We start from the raw sequence: 18015 nt of genomic DNA, 5'->3' as shown, positions 1-18015 counted from the left end.
TTGGCATTTGACAAGTGCACGCTGTTGAGTTCTCAAGGATCGGATGCTCCCACGACCCAGTCATCACAACCAGGCCCGAAGGGCAACTTCTCTATCTTAGCCACCCGATCCCGCTTGTCAAATCAGCGCGCCGTGCGGATCTCAGATCCGCTGCGCAGCTGTCGACAGCCACAGAAGGGGTGGATCTCCCATCCTAGACGCATGCGTCTGTTCTCACAAGTGAGAGGATGTGGGAGGTGGTTCTCCGCTTGAGGGGGGTGAAGCTCTCGGCCTCTCCGCTTCCCTGTGGGGCGAACAAGTAATAAGTTACGTGGATTCCGGGGTTCCGGCAAATCATGGCTGCCCGCCGGGCGTGTCGTCCACCCTCCCGCGCGTGCTTTGCCCAGGCCAGCGGCTCTTATTCCCGCAACGCACCCCCACGGGTACGATCTCACCGTGATCCGACCGTCCTCGCTCTCCCCCGCAGCCTCGATCCTTCGTCGTGTACGAGCGGACCTCGGCATCGTCGCGGATGTGGGTGATCACGGCGACTTCCCCGCGGTGGCCGTCCCTCTCCCTTCGCGTCTCGCCGTAGGAGATCTCGCCTGGGCCAGCGTGCGCGCCTGCAGTCTGATCGCGGGTCTCGACGGCCTGCCGGATCCCGATCGGGTCGCCGTCGCGTACCGGAGCGATCGCGTGCTCACGGTCGATGGCACGCCGCCCGACGTGTGGTCCGTGTATTCCGGCTTCTGGCGCACCGCGGACGGCTGGGTCCGCACCCACGGCAACTACCCGCATCACGCTCGTCGACTGCGCGACGGACTCGGTCTCGGGGCGGACGCCGATGCGCGCGGCGTGCGCACCGCCCTCCTCGCACTCACCTCCCGCGAAGCCGTCGACAGGATCACCGCCGCGCGGGGTCTCGCCGTTCCCGTACGACAGGAGGATCCGCGCGATGACGAGCGACGGCGCACCACTCCCCTGCTCGCCGTCGACCGCGCGCCCTCCCCCGCTCCCCGCTCACGCCCCGACAGCCGCCGCCACGACGCGCGCGGCAGCATCCCTTCGGTGCCGCTCGCCGGCGTCCGCGTGCTGGATCTCACCCGTGTGATCGCCGGGCCGGTGTGCACACGGACCCTCGCACTCCTGGGCGCGGACGTGCTGCGCATAGACCCACCCCGACTCGCCGAACCCGAGTGGCAGCACCTGGACACCGGTCACGGCAAGCGGTCCGTGGTGCTCGATGCACGCAGCGGACGATTCGAGGAGCTGCTCGCCGCGGCAGACGTCGTGGTCCTGGGATACCGACCCGCCGCACTCGACCGGCTCGGTCTCACGCCGTCAGACCTGGCGGCTCGTCATCCGGGTCTCGTCATCGCCCAGCTCAGCGCCTGGGGCGACGATGAGCCGCATCGGGCGGGATTCGACAGTCTGGTGCAGGCCGAGTCCGGCATCTCGATGGTCGAGTCAGCCGATGGCGAGCGTCCTGGCGCGCTACCGGCCCAGGCTCTGGATCACAGCGCCGGCTACCTGCTCGCCGCGGCGGTGATCAATCTGCTCGAACGGCAGCGGAGGGACGGCGACTCGTGGGTCGTGCGCACATCCCTGCGGCGCATCGCGGCCGAGCTGCTCGGGATGCCGCGGAACCGACACCCCGAGGTGGAGCGGGAGATCGATCTCTCTGCACACACCGCCACATTCGAGGTCGGCGGACATCGGGTCTCGACGGCACGACCCGCTCTTCCCGGCGTGGAGTTCGCCGCCCCGCATCTCTGGGGTTCCGATCAGCCCGTCTGGTGACGGCGTCGCAACAGCGGGATCGTCAGGCACAGCACCAGAGTCAGCGCACCCCACAGTGCACAGGCCGGTGGCAGCATCCGATAGGCGAGATGCTGGGCGGTGAACTCCGAGGTCAACGGCCCGTAGGCGAAGTAGCCGATGACGACCGCGGCGAGAAGGATCACCGGCAACGACGACCACCACGCGATGCGCATGCCCGCGGGCACTGCTCGCTCGGAGATGACGCGGGGCTCGGTGTCGCGCAGTCGTCGCCACGCCCAGACGCCGAGGATCACGAGACCCGTCACGCTGGACCCGTGCTGCAGCCACTTGAACCCCGTCAGCGGCCCCCACATCATTCCCAGCGCGGGAAAGGTCTCGACACCCCACCGTCCTTCGTGCGTGAACAGATCCCAGACGATGTGGCTCAGGACTCCCAGGATCAGCGACACCGCGAGCAGCACCGGGTACGCGCGACGCGACGCTCCGATCCCGACCGCCGATCCCGCGGCCGAGACACCGACCTGCTGCCACTCCGCCGGCAGCCGTCGCGCCAGAGCCAGGGGCGAGAGCTCGCCGACGGCCGGACGAAGCACGACCCGCCACAGGAGGAACAGGACGAAGGCGACCAGCGCGGTCCACAGCACGTTCTCGAAGGTGTGGGTGAACGAGTATCGCAGGCCCACTCCCCGCAGGAACAGCGGCAGATCCGGCGTCATCGCACCGATCGCGATCGCCGCGGGCACGAGCGGTGTGCGGACGAACGGCAGGGCGACCACCGCGTGGCTCGGGGTGAACGGCATCGACTGTGTCTCCTGTCGAGTCGGCGGAATGATGCACGACGGCGACCGACCGAAGATGCTCGGTCGGTCGCCGTCAGACGATCGGTCGGTCCTCAGGCGAGGAAGACACCGGCGAGGGTCTTCTTGCCCCGACGGAGCACCGACACCCCGCCCGGGAGGGTTCCTCGCACCGTGGCCGTGTCATCCTGCACACGTTCGCCGTCGAGGGAGACTCCTCCCTGAGCGATCGCGCGTCGCGCCTCGGACGTGCTCGAGACCAGCCCCGTCGCGACGAGCGCGTCGACGACGGAAGAGCCGGCGGCGGCCGTGGCGTTCGGAAGCTCCTCGAGCGCGGTGCGCAGCGTCGAGGCATCGAGCGCGGTCAGGTCGCCCTGGCCGAACAGCGCCTCGGATGCCGCGATCACCGCCGCCGTCGCCTCGATGCCGTGCACGATGGCGACGACCTCGAGCGCCAGACGCTTCTGCGCCGCCCTCCGGAACGGCTCCGATTCGACGAGGGCCTCGTACTCCTCGATCTCCGCGCGGCTGAGGAACGTGAACACCTTGAGGCGCTCGATCACATCGGCATCCGCCGTACTGAGCCAGAACTGGTACATCCGGTACGGACTGCACATCTCCGGGTCGAGCCAGATGGCATTGCCCTCGCTCTTGCCGAACTTCGTGCCGTCGCTGTTGGTGATCAGCGGCGTGCCGATCGCATGTGCGGCCACGCCCTCGGACCGACGGATGAGGTCGGTGCCGCTGGTCAGGTTGCCCCACTGATCGGATCCACCCGTCTGCAGGACGCAGTCGTACTGGCGGTACAGCTCGAGGAAGTCCATCCCCTGCAGGATCTGGTAGCTGAACTCGGTGTAGCTGATGCCCTCGTCCGAGCTCAGTCGCGCCGCGACCGCATCCTTCTTGAGCATCGTGCCCACACGGTAGTGCTTGCCGATCTCACGCAGGAAGTCGATGGCCGACAGCGGCGCCGTCCAGTCGAGGTTGTTGACGATACGGGCGGCGTTGTCGCCCTCGAAGCTGAGGTAGCGCTCGACCTGCGCGCGCAGTCGCCCCACCCACTCCTCGACGGTCTCGCGCGTGTTGAGCGTGCGCTCCGCCGTGGGCCGAGGGTCGCCGATCAGACCGGTCGAACCGCCGACGAGTCCGAGCGGCCGGTGCCCGGCGAGCTGGATGCGCCGCAGCGTCAGCAGCTGCACCAGGTTGCCGAGGTGGAGGCTGGGGGCGGTGGGATCGAAGCCGCAGTAATACGTGATCGGGTCCCCGGCGAGAAGGGCGCGCAGCGCCTCCTGGTCAGTGGACACATGGACGAGCCCGCGCCACAGCAGTTCGTCCCACACGTTCTCGAACGTGGGGTCGATCGCCGGTGGGGCGGTCGTCAGATCGGTATTCGACACGCGCACCAGGCTATCAGCGGCGGATGCCGTCACTTCGCCGCCCCACGGACGGATCGCGCTGCGTCAGCTGTGCGCAGCCCACCACACCAGGAAGGCGGCGCTCAGCCCGATGACCCAGCTCACGAGGCTGCCGACGAGGAAGTACTCCGCCCGCGCTCCGGTCTCGCCGTCGCGGGATATCTCGGGGAATCGGACGATGCCCTTGGCCGCGAGCATCGCGGCGAGGATCGGATAGGCGGCCGCCAGAGTGAGGATCATCACCAGGATGCGCTCGAGCGGGCCGATCAGTCGCCCGCCCTGGAACCCCGCGCGCGGGTCGCGGGTCGGCGTCGCCTCTGCCACGGCACCCAGGACGGGGACGGCCAGGGGCGTGGCCGTGTCGGATAGAGCATCGTCCGCGGCCTCGCCGCCCGCGGCGGTCGGCTCGGTGCCCGCACCGCGGTCGATGGGGCGCCACGTGTGCTCACCGTCGAGCGCGGCGCGCACGACGAGGTTCGAGGATTCGAGAAGGAACACGCCCGCTCCGAGGGCGAGGATCGCGAGGTCGAAGGGGATGTCGCCGAACGGCGAACGCAGGCTCCAGACGGCTCCGATCATCCCGGCGTCGACGCGCGCCGGGAACCACACCACGGACCCGACCGCGACGAGCGCGAGCAGTACGGCGGGCCAGAAACCGAGAGGGGCGGGCCGCTCGGACGGCATGCTCCAGACCCACAGGGCGCCGATCACGAGCCCTGCGATCATCGGCAGCAGCGCGTCGCTCACGCTGCCGAGCAGCAGCAGGATGATGCCGGCCGCGAGGTAGCCGATCCACCGGCGGGGGGCGAACTGCCGCACGAGATCGGCGGCACCCACGGCGAGCAGGACGAATCCGGCGAGGATCACGCGCTCGCTCCCCGCAGCGCGACCAGCCCCTCGAGGAGTGCAGCGCTTCCGGCATTGCGCAGCGACTTGGAGACGCTGGGCTGCGAGATGCCCTCCTCGGCGGCGAGGTCGTGCTGCGAACGGCCCAGCAGACGTCCGTAGGTCAGCCGTCGCTCCCGCTCGTTCATCACCCCGACCAGCTCGTCACGGACGAGGAGGTAGGCGTTCGATGCCGCGATCGTGCTCTGCATGACCTCATCCTGCCCGGGGGCTCCGACAATCCAGGTGCGCGTGCGCGGCACGGCGCGACCTTCTCTCGCATGCACGATCTCGATCGCGGCACGCGCGGCATACCACCCCGGTCCGTCGGCGAGCTCACCGTGCACGGAATCGACCGCGCGCACCTCACCGACCCCGATCCCGAAGCGGAACGCGAGTCCGTCCGGCAGCGCGAGCTGGATCATCAGCAGCGACACCATCGCGCTCTCCAGGTCGCGGTAGATCCCCTGCTGCTCGTCGCCGACGGTGGGGACCAGCGGATGCTGCGCGAGCGGAAGGTCCTTCTCGACCCTGGCGATGGTGTCGTCGAGGATCCGCTGCGCGGCCGTGCGGTCGTCGAGCCTGCGAGACCCCACGATGTCGGCGAGCACGGCGATGACCATGGCATAACCATATCACGAATAACTTTGCTTTATGCTCTATTTGGTTATAGCCTCGGAACATGCCTGAATCGCACATCATCCCCTGGGGCGACGCCTCCTGGACACACGAACCCGCCGACGTCACGGTCGACGGCGACCATCTGCTCGTGACCGCGGTCGAAGGCAGCGATGCCTGGCGCCACACGGCCTACGGCTTCGTGCACGACACCGAGCATGCGCTGCTCGCCCCGCTGGCGGTGGGCGAGGCGATGGACGTCTCGTTCCGCGCTCCCTGGGAAGGCCAGTTCGACCAGGCGGGCGTCTTCGTCCGCCGCGACGACGAGCACTGGATCAAGGCGGGCGTGGAGTTCGCCGACGACCACCTCGGCCTGGGCGCCGTGGTCACCGACGGGCGATCGGACTGGTCCGTCGGCTACGTCGACGACTGGCACGACAGCGAGATCACGGTGCGGGTGAGCCGCTGGCAGGATGCCGTGATCGTGCGCGCGCGTGCGGATGACGGCGACTGGCGCCTGGTGCGCGTGGCGCCGTTCGACGGCGAGTCCGCCGCCACGGCCGGACCGTTCCTCGCGGGCCCCACCCGTGCGGGTCTCGTCGTGCGCTTCACCCGCTGGACGATGTCGTCCGCCGACGCCGAGCTGCACTGATCGTCCCGCCGGCCGTCGATCGCTCGACGGCCGGCGGTCGGGAGCGTCAGAGTCCGAGTGCGTGAGCGGCCGCCTGGGCGCGGGCCACGAGCTCGGCCCGCTGCTCGGCCACACGCGCGGGAGCGGTGCCGCCGACACCGGTGCGCGACGCCACCGAACCCTCGATCGTGAGCACCTCGCGCACCTCGGGCACCAGGTGCGGCGAGACGGAGAGAAGCAGTTCGTCGGAGGCGTCCTCCAGCCCGATGCCCTGCTCCTCGCAGGCACGGACCAGGGCTCCGGAGATCTCGTGGGCGTCGCGGAACGGCACCCGGCGCTTCACGAGCCACTCGGCGACATCGGTCGCGAGCGAGAAGCCCTCAGGAGCGAGAGCCGCCATCCGCTCGGTATCGAAGCGGAGGGTCGCGATCATGCCGGCGAACGCGGGCAGCACGACCTCGAGCGTCTGCACGGAGTCGAAGACCGGCTCCTTGTCCTCCTGCAGATCGCGGTTGTAGGCGAGCGGGAGTCCTTTCAGGGTCGCCATCAGGCCGGACAGGTTGCCGATCAGGCGCCCGGACTTGCCGCGCGCGAGCTCGGCGATGTCGGGGTTCTTCTTCTGCGGCATGATGCTCGACCCGGTCGAGTACCCGTCGTGCAGCGTGACGAACCCGAACTCGCGCGTGTTCCAGAGGATGATCTCCTCGCTCAGCCGAGAGATGTCGACACCGGTCATCGCCGTGATGAAGGCGAACTCGGCGACCACATCGCGTGCCGCGGTGCCGTCGAGCGAGTTCTCGGCCGGACGATCGAGGCCGAGTTCCGTGGCCACGAGCGCGGGGTCGAGTCCGAGGGTCGATCCCGCGAGCGCTCCCCCGCCGTAGGGCGAGACGCCGGCCCGACGCCGCCAGTCGACGAGACGCTCGAGCTCGCGGACGAGCGGCCAGCCGTGCGCCTGCAGGTGATGGGCGAGCAGCACGGGCTGCGCGTGCTGCAGGTGGGTGCGTCCGGGCAGGATCGCATCGGGATGCGCCTCGGCCTGTGCGACGAGCGCGTCGATGACACGCAGCAGGTCGCGTGCGATCACCTTGGCGTGGTCGATCAGGTACATCCGCACGAGCGTGGCGATCTGGTCGTTGCGGCTGCGTCCGGCGCGCAGGCGTCCGCCCAGCTCGGGGCCGAGCTCGGCGATCAGCGCCTGCTCGAGTGCTCCGTGCACATCCTCGTCCGAGGGCGCGGGCCGGAGAGTCCCGTCGGCGACCTTGCGCGCGACGGCATCCAGTCCCTCGTGCATCCTCGTCGCCTCATCGGGCTCGAGGTACCCGGCCGCGGCGAGCGCCGTGGCGTGGGCGTGCGACCCCGCGATGTCGTACGGCGCGAGGATCCAGTCGAAGTGGGTCGATCGGCTGAGCTCCACCAGCTCGGGCGACGGTCCGGTCGCGAACCGCGCGCCCCAGAGGGCGCCCTCGTTGGTGGCTTCGTTCTTCGCGTCGACCATCAGGCGCCCTTCCGCTCGAGCAGCCACACCAGCAGCGCCTTCTGCGCATGCAGACGGTTCTCCGCCTCATCCCACACGACGCTCTGCGGGCCGTCGATCACGTCGGAGTCGACCTCGTACCCCCGGTCGGCGGGGAGGCAGTGGATGAAGATCGCGTCGGAATCGGCGAGTTCCATCGTCTCCGGCGTCACCTTGTATCCCCCGAGGTCGCGGATCCTGGCGAGCTTCTCCTCCTCCTTGCCCATCGACACCCAGGTGTCGGTGACGATGACGTCGGCGCCGGCCGCCGCCTCCACGGCGTCGGTGAGGAGGGTGATCGAACCGCCGGTCTCGGCCGCACGACGATCCGCCGCCTCGACGATGTCGGCTCGGGGCGCGTAGTCCGCCGGCGAGGCGATGCGCACGTGCATCCCCGCCGTGACCCCGGCGAGCGCGTACGAATGGGCCATGTTGCTCCGCCCGTCGCCGAAGAAGGTCAGGGTGAGCCCCTTCAGGTCGCCCTTGTGCTCACGGATCGTGAGCAGGTCGGCGAGCAGCTGGCACGGGTGGAAGTCGTCGGAGAGGGCGTTGACGACGGGGACGCTGGTTCCGGCGGCCATCTCCTCGAGGCCCGCCTGCGCGTACGTGCGCCACACGATGGCCGCGACCTGACGCTCGAGCACCCGCGCGGTGTCGGACGGGGTCTCCTTGCCGCCCAGCTGGCTGCTCGCGGTCGAGATGATCAGGGGCGAGCCTCCGAGGTCGGCGATGCCGACCGCGAACGAGACCCTGGTGCGGGTCGACGACTTGTCGAAGATCACCGCGACCGTCTGGGGACCCGCGAGGGCCTTGTTCGCCCAGCGATCCTTCTTCAGCTCGAGGGCGAGATCGAGGATCTCCGCCTGCTCTGCGGGGGTCAGATCGTCGTCACGCAGCAGGTGGCGGGTCATGCGGGGGCCTTTCCGGAGTCGGTGAGGGATGCCTGGACATCGGCGAGCGATGCGGCGAAGAGTTCGCGGAACTCGGTGAGTTCGGCGTCTCCGATCGTGAGGGCGGGCGCGATGCGCACCGTCTCGGGGTTCGCGGCGTTCACGATGAGACCGCGCTCCTGGGCGGCGGCGACGACCTCGTTCGCGACGGGGTGGCTGAGCGCCACGCCGATCAGGAGGCCGCGACCGCGGATGCCGGTGATGAGGGGCGAATCGATCGCCGTGATGATGTCGCGGAGCTCCTCCCCGCGGCGCGCGGCGTTCTCGACGAGTCCCGCGCTCTCGATCTCGGCGAGCACCGCATCGGCCACCGCGGTCGCCAACGGGTTCCCGCCGAAGGTGGACCCGTGGGAGCCGGGCGTGAACAGCGAGCTCGCCGCTCCGAAGGTGACGAGCGCTCCGATGGGGAAGCCGCCGCCGATCCCCTTCGCGAGGGTGATGGCGTCGGGGGTGATGCCCTCATGGCTGAAGCCGAACCAGGCTCCGGTGCGCCCCGCCCCCGTCTGGATCTCATCGACGATGAGCAGCGCGCCGTGCGCCAACGTCAGGGAGCGGGCCGCCTGGAGGTACCCCTCGGGAAGCTCGACGACCCCGGCCTCGCCCTGGATGGGCTCGACGATCACCGCGGCGACGCGGTCGTCCATCGCCGCCTCGAGCGCCTCGACGGTCGCGGGGATGTGCTCGACTCCCCCGGGCATCGGCTCGAACGGCGCCCGCATGGATTCCTTGGCGGTCAGCGCGAGCGAGCCCATGGTGCGACCGTGGAACCCGTTCTGCAGGGCGAGGATGCGCGGCTTCTCCGCACCACCGTGCAGTCGCGCGAGCTTGAAGGCGGCCTCGTTGGCCTCAGCCCCCGAGTTCGAGAAGAACACGCGTCCGTCGAGACCCGCACCGGCCAGGCGCTTCAGTCGCGCGGCGAGTGCCAGCTGCGACGGCGTGGCGAAGTAGTTGGAGACATGGGCGAGTGTGGCGGCCTGCCTCGAGACGGCCTCGACGAACACCGGATGCGCGTGACCGAGGGAGGTCACCGCGATTCCCGCGAGGAAGTCCAGATGACGACGTCCCTCGGAGTCCCAGAGGTACGACCCCTCCCCTCGGGTGAGCATCGCCAGGCGTGGTCCTGCGTTGAGGACCAGATCGCTCGCTGCGTCGTCCTGCCAGTTGCTCATGCGTTCGTCCCTGTCGTTCCCAAGACCACTTCTGTTCCGATTCCCTTGCTGGTGAAGAGTTCGACGAGAACCGAATGCGGCACCCGTCCGTCGATGATGGCGGCGGCATCCACGCCGCCCTCGATCGCATCCAGGCATGCCTTCATCTTCGGGATCATGCCGGATTCGAGGCTCGGGAGCATCTCGATGAGAGCGTCCGAGGTGATGTGCGATACGAGGGAGTCCCGATTGGGCCAATCCGCGTAGAGCCCGGGCACATCCGTGAGGATGACGAGCTTGCGCGCCTTGAGCGCCACCGCGAGCGCGGCGGCCGCGGCGTCCGCGTTCACGTTCAGCGACTGGCCGGGGTGATCGAGGTCAGGCGCGATGCTGGAAACCACGGGCACGCGACCGGCGGCGAGATGATCGAGCACGGGCGTCGGGTCGACCTCCACGACGTCGCCGACGCGGCCGAGGTCGATCTCCTCCCCGTCGATGACGACACCGCGACGGCGTCCGCCGAAGAGTCCGGCGTCCTCCCCGCTGAGACCGGTCGCGATGGGGCCGTGCGAGTTGATCTTGGAGACGAGCTGCGGGTTGACCTGGCCGGTGAGCACCATGCGCACGACGCTGATCGCCTCGGTGTTGGTGACCCGGTAGCCGCCCTTGAACTCACTGGGGATCTCGAGTCGCTGCAGCATGTTCGAGATCTGCGGACCGCCGCCGTGCACGACGACCGGCAGCACGCCCACGTAGCGGAGGTAGGCGATGTCCTGTGCGAACGCCTCCTGCAGCTCGTCGGAGACCATCGCATTGCCGCCGTACTTGACGACGACGATCTGGTCGCGGAACCTCTTCAGCCACGGCAGCGACTCGATGAGCGTCGCGGCCTTCACGGCGGCGACGTCCGGGGTGACGTCCTGGATGTCGGTCATGAGGCGTAGGCGCTGTTCTCGTGGACGTAGTCGTGGGTGAGGTCGTTCGTGAGGATCGTGGCCGTGGCCTCGCCCATCTTCAGATCGATGACCAGGTGGGTCGCACGCGGGGTCAGGTCGACCTCCTCGCGCGGGCGATCGGGACCGCCCTCGCTGCACACCCGGACGCCGTTCATCCACACGTCCACGTCGTACGGGTCGAACTGTGCGTTCGTCGTGCCGATGGCCGCGAGCACCCGGCCCCAGTTGGGGTCGTTGCCGAAGATGGCGGCTTTGAAGAGGTTGTTCCGCGCGACCGAGCGACCGACCTCCACGGCCTCCCCCTCGGACATCGCGTGCTGCACCTCGATGGTGATGTCATGGCTCGCGCCCTCGGCGTCGCCCTGCAGCTTGACCGCGAGCTGCAGGCACAGCTCGGCGAGGGCCGCCGAGAACTCCTCGACGTCGGGGACGATCCCCGACGCGCCGTTGGCGAGCAGCGTGACCTGGTCGTTGGTCGACATGCACCCGTCGGAGTCGAGCCGGTCGAACGTGGTTCCGGTCGCGGCACGCAGCGCGGCATCTGCGTCGAGCGGTTCGAGCACGGCATCCGTGGTGATGACGACCAGCATGGTGGCGAGGCCAGGGGCCAGCATGCCCGCCCCCTTCGCCATCCCGCCGATGGTCCAGCCGTCACGGCTCACGACGGCGGTCTTCGCCACACTGTCTGTGGTCATGATCGCCTCGGCCGCGACCTCGCCGCCCTCGGACGAGAGCTCGGCGATGGCCTGCTCGGTGCCGGCGAGGACCTTGCCGCGGAAGACCTCGTCGCCGACGCCGATGAGACCGGTCGAGCAGACGAGCACGTCGCCGGCGCTGACGCCCAGGAGCTCCGCCGCCTTCTCGGCGGTCTGATGCGTCGTCTGGAAGCCGAAGCTGCCCGTGAAGCAGTTCGCTCCGCCCGAGTTCAGCACGACGGCCTCGACGATCCGGTCGGCGACGGCCTGCTGCGACCAGATGATCGGGTTGGCCTTGGCGCGGTTGCTCGTGAAGACGGCGGCGCCGACCTTGCGGGGACCTCGATTGACGACCACGGCGACATCGGGCTTGCCGGTCGACTTCAGACCGGCGGCGACTCCGGCCGCCTCGAATCCTGCGGGGGCGGTGACGCTCACGGCGCGACTCCGTTCACTGAGAGGGCGCGGGACTCGGGCAGTCCCAGCGCGAGGTTCATGGATTGGATGGCAGCGCCTGCGGTGCCCTTGACGAGATTGTCGACCGCCGTGACCACGGTCACGCGGTTCGCCGCGCGATCGATCGCGAGTCCGATGAGCGCGGTGTTCGCGCCGAGGACGTCGGCGGTGCGCGGGAAGTGCCCTTCGGGCAGCAGCTGCACGAAGGTCTCGTCGCCGTACGCCTGCTCCCACGCCGCCCGGATCTCGGCATCGCTGACGCCGTCGACGATCGGCGCGGTCGAGGTCGCCAGGATCCCTCGCGCCATCGGGACGATCACGGGTGTGAAAGAGATGCGGATGCCCTCGGGTGCCGCCCCGGACGCGGCGGCGAGCGCCTGCCTGATCTCAGGGATGTGCCGGTGAGTGCCGCCGACCGCGTAGGGATTGGCCGTGCCGAGGATCTCGCTGCCGAGCAGGGTGGTCTTAAGGCTCTTCCCCGCCCCCGACGGACCGACGGCGAGCACCGACACGATGTCGCCGGGGTCGATCACTCCCGCCGCGACGCCGGGTGCGAGGCTCAGGCTCACGGTCGACGCGTTGCAGCCGGGGGCTGCGATGCGCGTCGCCGTGCGCAGGGTCTCGCGCTGCTTGGCGCCGCCGACGAGCAGTTCGGGGACGCCGTACGCCCACGGCTCGTGGAAGTCGCCGCCGTAGAACGCATCCCATGATGCGCGCGAGGTCAGGCGGTGGTCGGCTCCGGCGTCGATCACGAGCGGCGTGGCGCCGAGCGCGTCGGTGTACTGACCGGACTGCCCGTGCGGCAGAGCGAGGAAGACGATGTCGTGCCCCGCGAGGATCTCGGGGGTCGTGTCCTGAAGGGTGAGGTGGGCGAGCGAGCGCAGGTGCGGCTGATGCTCGACCAACGGCTGTCCGGCATTCGAATGCGCGGTGACCGTGCGGATCTCGATGTCGGGATGGGACGCGAGGAGGCGCAGGATCTCGCCGCCAGCGTAGCCGGATGCGCCGGAGACGGCGACGGAGTACGTCATGCTTCTACCTTAACGGTCGGACCCCTCGGGGAATTCGAGGGAGCGGTGTCGGGGACCGGGGGCGGCGACACCGGCACTCGACCGCCGTGCACGTGCAGGCAGAAGCGCAGGGTCGCCTAGAGTCGGCGGCCGCTGCGGCGTCGGCGCACGGCGATGACGCTCGGAACGCTCTTCGACTCGCTGCGCGCGCTCAGGAACCGCGTGGCGGGAGCGAAGGCGGCGGCCGAGGACATGCCGCGACGATAGCGCGCTCGTCGCGGCATGCGCAAATCCGCTCCGTCACGGAGAGTCGACAGTGGCTGACGGTGCGGCGAAGAAGGCGAGCTCGTGGGCGCTCGACACCTCGAACGCGCGGAGCATCCGGTCCCGGGTGGCGGGCGCGGCGGTCGCCGCTACGGCCGAGACGAGGGCTATCGCCTCAGCCGTCGCATCCTCGAACGCCGGGTCCGCGTAGGTCGCGAGCCAGGAGGCGTACGGGTGCCGGGGATCCTGCGCGGACTCGCCGAACTCCCCCGCGTGCAGGCGCCGGCCGAGGTCGGTGTAGAGCCAGAAGCACGGCAGGATCGCGGCGACGAGCTCGGCGTAGTCACCGCCGAACGCCACGGAGCGCAGATGGTCGAGGTACGCCACGGTCGCGGGAGCGGGAGCGACCGAGAACACCGCCGCATCCACGCCCTCACCCGGGGTCAGCCACGACGCGTGCAGCTCGAGCTCTCCGATGATCGCCCCCTCGGCGGAACGCGCCCAGAACGCCTGCTCGTGCGGAGTGGGAGCGAGGCGTGAGGCTTCGGCGAGCACGCGGGCGTACTCGCGAAGGTACAGCGCGTCCTGCGCGAGGTAGAACACGAACGGCTCCCGAGCGAGAGTGCCGTCGGCCAGGCCGCGGATGAAGGGGAGCTCGTCGATCCTCGCCCTCACATCGGCCGTGCGCGTCCACCACTCGGCGCGGATCTGCTCCGGCGTCGGTCTCGTCTCGAGCCCGCCGCGCTCCCACAGCCCCGCGAAGTGGCTGACCGGTCCGTGACCACGACCGACGTTCAGCGCCTCGCTCTCGCGCAGCGCCTCGCGCAGCCACGCCCGGGTCGCGGCGACGGCGTCGACGGCCGACTCGCCGCGAGCCAGACGTGTGGCCAGCGCGGACGAGAGCGAGCACCCCGTGCCGTGGGTGTTCGCGGTGCGGATCCGACGGCCCGGGAACTCGCATCGCACTCCCTCTCCGGTGTCCACGAGCGCGTCGGGCACGTCGTCCCCCTCGAGGTGCCCGCCCTTGACCAGGACGGCCGCCCCGATCGCCGTCGACAGATCCTCCGCGGCCGCGAGCGCGTCGTCCCATCCCGAGATCGTCCGCCCGGCCAGCACGGCGAGCTCGCCGAGATTGGGGGTGACGACGTGTGCACGCCGGAGGAGCTCGCGCAATGCCGCCTCGGCATCCCGGTCGAGCAGCCTGTCGCCACTGGTGGCGACCATCACCGGATCGAGGACGACGATCGGCGGCCGAACGGCATCGAGCCAGTCGGCGACCGTGCGGATGACGTCGGCGTTCGCGAGCATCCCGACCTTGACCGCGTCGACGACGATGTCGTCGGAGATCGCGTCGAGCTGCTCGCGCAGGAAGGCAGCGGGCGGCACATGAACGCCCCGCACACCGGTGGTGTTCTGAGCGGTCAGCGCAGTGAGCGCCGCCATGCCGTAACCGCCGTTCGCGGCGATCGACTTGAGGTCCGCCTGGATCCCGGCTCCGCCGGACGGGTCGCTCCCGGCGATGCTGAGCACCCGTGGCGTGCCCGCCGCGCGCCAACGACGTACGAACGCCTCAGCGGTCTCGGCCGGATCCGCAGCCGCGCACAGCGCCGAGACCACGGCGAGGCCGGCCGCACCCGCGCTCCGCAGCCGCTCGGTGTCGTCGATGCCCACCCCTCCTATCGCCACGCACGGGAGCACGGTCGTCTCGACGAGGGCACGGAAGCCCTCGACGCCGAGGGCCGGCGGATGGTCGGGCTTGGTGGCGGTGGGGCGGATGACGCCGACGCCCAGGTAGTCGATCGTGTCGGGCGGCAGCGCGCGCACAGCCTCGAAGTGCTCCCGACTGTTCGCCGTGAGGCCGATGAGCGCCTCGGCGCCCAGAGCTTCTCTCGCGCGCAGCACCGATGCATCGCCCTGCCCGAGATGGATGCCGTCGACCCGCGCACCCTGCTCCCGCGCGGCGATGGCGGCATCCAGGCGGTCATTCACGACCAGAAGTGCCCGACCGTCTATCACGCGCGAGAGCTCGACGAGCTGCGCCGTGGTCTCGGCATCCGTCGCCGTCTTGTCCCGCAGCTGCACGATCCGCACACCCCCGTCGACGGCGCGGCGGACAGTCTCGACGACACCGCGTTCCCCGCAGAGATCCGGGTCCGTGACCAGGTACAGCGAGAGGTCCGCGATCACAGCGCACGCTCCTCGACCCGTGCCGCGTCAGCGATGTCACGCGGCCCCACCGACGCGAGCGCGTCGAGGAGCTCGACCGCGAAGCTGCCGGGGCCCGAGGCCCGTGCGGCGGCGCGCTCCGCCGCGACCGTGTACACCAGGCTCGCCGACGCGACGGCGGTCAGCGGATCGATCCCGACCGTGCGGGCAGTCCCCAGGAAGGCGGCCATCACGGCGCCCAGTGCGCACCCGCCACCGGTGACCCTGGTGAGCAGCTCGTCGCCGTTCGCGATCCGCACGATGCGCCGCCCGTCGGTGATCAGGTCGACGGGTCCCGAGACGGCGACGACCGAACCGTGACGGGCGGCGAGGGCGAGGGCGGCGTCGGAGGCGGCATCGGTGGTGTCGGTGGCATCGACGCCCCGACCCCCGGCGGTGAGCCCTGCGAGTGCGAGGATCTCGGAGGCGTTCCCGCGGATCGCCGTGGGCCGCGAGACGACGAGGTCGTGTGCGAGCGCCGTGCGCACGGGCAGCGAACCGATCGCGACCGGATCGAGAACCCAGGGTGTGCCCGCGGCGACAGCACCGGCGACGGCTTCGAGACTCGCGGCACGTTGCTCGGGAGTCGGGGTTCCGAGGTTGATCAGCGTCCCGGACGCGACTCCCGCGAAGAGCCCCGCCTCGTCGACGATGTCGACCATCGCGGGTGCCGCCCCGAGAGCCAGCAGCACGTTGGCCGTGAACCCGGTGACGACGGTGTTGGTGATGCAGTGGGTCAGCGGTGGCGACCCACGCAGCGCGGACAGCAGTTGGGCGGCCGAGGCCGCCAGGGTCGATTCGGATTCCGGACGCAGACGATCGCTCACCGCGACATCCCTTCGCTAGTACGAACTAGATCAGGTTCGACGGGTCTGTTCTCAGCCGCGGATGCGGCACCCCGTGTCACTGCTCGAAGTCTAGCGACGCCCGGAGATCACCCTCGTCGCTGCAGCAGCTCGATCTCGTCGACACGGGTGAGTCCGGCGCGCCTGTCGCGATCGGTTCCTCGCTCCTGCTCGTCGGCGACGACGGTCGCGATCGTCTCGGCGAGGGGCCGCAGCACACCGCCCGCGGCGCGGTACCGCGTGTTCGCCCGGGTCATGAAACCGGTCATGTCGGTCGGGAGCCAGAGCGGAAGCGATCGCTCCCCCGCCCAGTACGCGACGCCCTTCTCGATCAGCCGCTCGTCGTCGACCGTCACGATCTCGCCACGGTGGTCCGCAGCGCGGCGGAAGGAGGAGAGGACCTCGGCGAGCGGATGAGGGTCGCCCACGGCGTCGACGATCCCGGTCGCGGATGCCGTCGCGACGAACTCCGCCAGGTCGTCGACATCGATCACCTGCGCGTGGCGTGCCTCGGACCTCGGCACCAGCACGGGTCCGTCCTGCGAGCGGAGGAACGCCGCGGCCCAGTAGCCGAAGCGATCGCTCGGGTCGCCCTCGCCCACGATGAGACCGGGCCGCACGATCAGCGCACGCTCTCCCAGGGCGCGCACGGCGTTCTCGGCCGCGACCTTCTGCGCGCCGTACTCGTCGTCACCGGCTTCCGCCGGCGCGTGCACCGGAGCCGACTCGTCCGCACCGACCGTCTCGTCGTCGGCGTACACCGACACCGACGAGATGTAGGTCCACCGGGCCGCCTTGTCGCCCAGCGCGGCCACGGCCCGGTCGACGTGCTCCGCACGCGAGGAGACGTCGATCACGTGATCCCAGTCGCGAGCCGACACGGCGTCGTACGCCGCGGGGTCGTCGCGGTCGGCCAGCACGAGGCTCGCCCCGTCGGGCGACGGCCGCCCACCCCGCGCGAGGCACATCACGGTCGCCCCGTTCATCAGCATCCGTCGGGCGATGCGGCCCGACAGCCAGCCCGTTCCTCCGAGGATCAGCACATCTGTCATGCGCTCATGCCACCAGCATCCGCCGCGCAGGGGAAGGGGCGTCCGCTCAGGGCGGATGCCGCGCTCACCTTCTGCGCAGCTCTCCGATGCCGGAGAGCTCGGGGACCGTCCACGAGGTGTCGGGGCGCCACAGCTGCCACTCGGGATCGAAGGGCCAGTCGCCCGCCCGGAACGACTCGATCGCAGCGGATGCATGGCGCTCGATCTGCGCGGCCTGCTCACCCGTGAGCCGGCCCTGCTCGATGGCGGCCGCCAGCTCGTCCTCGTCCTTGAGGCGCACGCTCCCCTCGGCGTCGATCTGCACGTCGAGGATGTGATCCGACGAGTACGTGTCTCGATCGGTGCGCAGATGCGCGTTCTCGAGGTTCACGTACCAGCCCGCGAAGCGCCAGTGCGACCCCTCCGTCTCGCTCCAGAACAGCCACACCGACCAGGCGGCACCGGCGGGTGCGATGCGCAGGATCCCGTTGCCCCACCACTCCTCCACGATGCGCGTACGAGGGTCGAGCCAGCGGCGGTCCAGCGGCACGGTGCGGATGCGCTCCCCCTCGGTCGTCCCCGGCGTCTCCTGGAGCGTCCCGGGTGCGAGCCAGGCCACCAACCCGCGCTCGTCGTCGCGCACCACGCGCATGGGCGTGATCGTCGACGCGTCGCCCGGCTGCCAGCCGGGCGGGCGATAGTGCCAGTCGATCTGGTCTCCGGGCCGGAGGAACGGTCCCTCGCCCATCGGCCGCGCACCGTCGGGCACCGCGGCGGGAGTGCTGTGAGGGAGGATGCTCATCAGCACACGCTATCGCCGCCCGTTCCGAGA

At 70.1% G+C, this 18015-nt stretch carries 16 protein-coding genes and 1 riboswitch; of the genes, 2 read left to right on the top strand and 14 right to left on the bottom strand.

Annotation, left to right across the window (positions count from 1 at the left end; translation table 11 throughout):
- Positions 1 to 435 precede the first annotated feature (435 nt).
- Entirely contained in the window at positions 436 to 1779 is a 1344-nt protein-coding gene (locus tag ASD43_RS16820) for a CoA transferase (RefSeq protein ID WP_235564205.1), read from the top strand.
- On the opposite strand, the gene ASD43_RS16815 is transcribed toward ASD43_RS16820, so the two are convergent.
- From ASD43_RS16815 to ASD43_RS16800, 4 genes are all read right to left on the bottom strand, one after another.
- Positions 1764 to 2561, bottom strand: coding sequence for a DUF4184 family protein (locus ASD43_RS16815; RefSeq protein ID WP_056421140.1), 798 nt, complete (start codon positions 2559 to 2561; stop codon positions 1764 to 1766). The two genes, ASD43_RS16820 and ASD43_RS16815, sit on opposite strands and share 16 nt — an antisense overlap.
- 92 nt (positions 2562 to 2653) lie before the next feature.
- Positions 2654 to 3955, bottom strand: coding sequence for a tyrosine--tRNA ligase (gene tyrS / locus ASD43_RS16810; RefSeq protein ID WP_082539517.1), 1302 nt, complete (start codon positions 3953 to 3955; stop codon positions 2654 to 2656).
- Between the two features lie 63 nt (positions 3956 to 4018).
- A complete protein-coding gene (locus tag ASD43_RS16805) occupies positions 4019 to 4840 on the bottom strand; it encodes a hypothetical protein (protein WP_056421139.1) in 822 nt (273 codons plus the stop codon).
- Positions 4837 to 5481 (bottom strand): SatD family protein, encoded by a 645-nt coding sequence (locus ASD43_RS16800; protein WP_056421138.1) that lies wholly within the window; start codon positions 5479 to 5481, stop codon positions 4837 to 4839. The genes ASD43_RS16805 and ASD43_RS16800 overlap by 4 nt, the downstream gene beginning before the upstream one ends.
- Positions 5482 to 5540: 59 nt before the next feature.
- On the opposite strand from ASD43_RS16800, the gene ASD43_RS16795 reads away from it, so the two are divergent.
- Positions 5541 to 6128, top strand: a complete 588-nt coding sequence (locus tag ASD43_RS16795) for a DUF1349 domain-containing protein (RefSeq protein ID WP_056421135.1) — start codon at positions 5541 to 5543, stop codon at positions 6126 to 6128.
- Positions 6129 to 6174: 46 nt separating this feature from the next.
- Here the strand turns inward: ASD43_RS16795 and argH are convergent, their stop codons facing one another.
- The 10 genes from argH to ASD43_RS16745 form a co-directional block, all read right to left on the bottom strand.
- Positions 6175 to 7605, bottom strand: coding sequence for an argininosuccinate lyase (argH, locus tag ASD43_RS16790; protein WP_056421133.1), 1431 nt, complete (start codon positions 7603 to 7605; stop codon positions 6175 to 6177).
- Positions 7605 to 8534 carry an ornithine carbamoyltransferase gene (argF, locus tag ASD43_RS16785; protein WP_045252695.1) on the bottom strand — a complete coding sequence of 310 codons (930 nt, stop codon included), beginning with the start codon at positions 8532 to 8534 and terminating at the stop codon, positions 7605 to 7607. Before argF ends, argH begins: the two co-directional genes overlap by 1 nt.
- On the bottom strand, positions 8531 to 9742 hold the full coding sequence (locus ASD43_RS16780) for an acetylornithine transaminase (protein ID WP_056421131.1): 1212 nt from the start codon (positions 9740 to 9742) through the stop codon (positions 8531 to 8533). The genes argF and ASD43_RS16780 overlap by 4 nt, the downstream gene beginning before the upstream one ends.
- On the bottom strand, positions 9739 to 10656 hold the full coding sequence (argB, locus tag ASD43_RS16775; protein WP_056421128.1) for an acetylglutamate kinase: 918 nt from the start codon (positions 10654 to 10656) through the stop codon (positions 9739 to 9741). Before argB ends, ASD43_RS16780 begins: the two co-directional genes overlap by 4 nt.
- Complete coding sequence (gene argJ, locus ASD43_RS16770; RefSeq protein ID WP_056421126.1) at positions 10653 to 11810, bottom strand: bifunctional glutamate N-acetyltransferase/amino-acid acetyltransferase ArgJ; 1158 nt, start codon at positions 11808 to 11810, stop codon at positions 10653 to 10655. The genes argB and argJ overlap by 4 nt, the downstream gene beginning before the upstream one ends.
- The gene (gene argC, locus ASD43_RS16765) at positions 11807 to 12859 is read right to left on the bottom strand and encodes an N-acetyl-gamma-glutamyl-phosphate reductase (protein ID WP_056421124.1); all 1053 of its coding nucleotides are present in this window, start codon (positions 12857 to 12859) and stop codon (positions 11807 to 11809) included. The genes argJ and argC overlap by 4 nt, the downstream gene beginning before the upstream one ends.
- A gap of 279 nt (positions 12860 to 13138) precedes the next feature.
- Positions 13139 to 15289: a bifunctional hydroxymethylpyrimidine kinase/phosphomethylpyrimidine kinase gene (locus ASD43_RS16760; RefSeq protein ID WP_056421123.1), complete on the bottom strand. Its 2151-nt coding sequence runs from the start codon at positions 15287 to 15289 to the stop codon at positions 13139 to 13141.
- Positions 15286 to 16134, bottom strand: coding sequence for a hydroxyethylthiazole kinase (thiM, locus tag ASD43_RS16755; protein WP_056421121.1), 849 nt, complete (start codon positions 16132 to 16134; stop codon positions 15286 to 15288). The genes ASD43_RS16760 and thiM overlap by 4 nt, the downstream gene beginning before the upstream one ends.
- Positions 16125 to 16218, bottom strand: a riboswitch (TPP riboswitch). Its footprint overlaps the gene before it by 10 nt.
- A 23-nt stretch (positions 16219 to 16241) precedes the next feature.
- Positions 16242 to 17204: an NAD-dependent epimerase/dehydratase family protein gene (locus tag ASD43_RS16750; RefSeq protein WP_056421119.1), complete on the bottom strand. Its 963-nt coding sequence runs from the start codon at positions 17202 to 17204 to the stop codon at positions 16242 to 16244.
- A gap of 64 nt (positions 17205 to 17268) precedes the next feature.
- On the bottom strand, positions 17269 to 17985 hold the full coding sequence (locus ASD43_RS16745) for a DUF402 domain-containing protein (protein WP_157551092.1): 717 nt from the start codon (positions 17983 to 17985) through the stop codon (positions 17269 to 17271).
- Positions 17986 to 18015 lie beyond the last annotated feature (30 nt).

The sequence above is a fragment of the Microbacterium sp. Root553 genome, assembly GCF_001426995.1.
In the GTDB taxonomy this organism is placed as follows: Bacteria; Actinomycetota; Actinomycetes; order Actinomycetales; family Microbacteriaceae; genus Microbacterium.
The sequence above is the reverse complement of the archived record's forward strand: the minus strand, read 5'-3'. Positions and strand labels throughout refer to the sequence as shown.

Excerpts from the sequence above, each read along its gene's own strand:
- ASD43_RS16815 (WP_056421140.1), bottom strand. The coding sequence starts at position 2,561 with ATGCCGTTCACCCCGAGCCACGCGGTGGTCGCCCTGCCGTTCGTCCGC.
- ASD43_RS16800 (WP_056421138.1), bottom strand. The coding sequence starts at position 5,481 with ATGGTCATCGCCGTGCTCGCCGACATCGTGGGGTCTCGCAGGCTCGAC.
- ASD43_RS16795 (WP_056421135.1), top strand. The coding sequence starts at position 5,541 with ATGCCTGAATCGCACATCATCCCCTGGGGCGACGCCTCCTGGACACAC.
- argH (WP_056421133.1), bottom strand. The coding sequence starts at position 7,605 with ATGGTCGACGCGAAGAACGAAGCCACCAACGAGGGCGCCCTCTGGGGC.
- argF (WP_045252695.1), bottom strand. The coding sequence starts at position 8,534 with ATGACCCGCCACCTGCTGCGTGACGACGATCTGACCCCCGCAGAGCAG.
- ASD43_RS16780 (WP_056421131.1), bottom strand. The coding sequence starts at position 9,742 with ATGAGCAACTGGCAGGACGACGCAGCGAGCGATCTGGTCCTCAACGCA.
- argB (WP_056421128.1), bottom strand. The coding sequence starts at position 10,656 with ATGACCGACATCCAGGACGTCACCCCGGACGTCGCCGCCGTGAAGGCC.
- argC (WP_056421124.1), bottom strand. The coding sequence starts at position 12,859 with ATGACGTACTCCGTCGCCGTCTCCGGCGCATCCGGCTACGCTGGCGGC.
- ASD43_RS16750 (WP_056421119.1), bottom strand. The coding sequence starts at position 17,204 with ATGACAGATGTGCTGATCCTCGGAGGAACGGGCTGGCTGTCGGGCCGC.
- ASD43_RS16745 (WP_157551092.1), bottom strand. The coding sequence starts at position 17,985 with ATGAGCATCCTCCCTCACAGCACTCCCGCCGCGGTGCCCGACGGTGCG.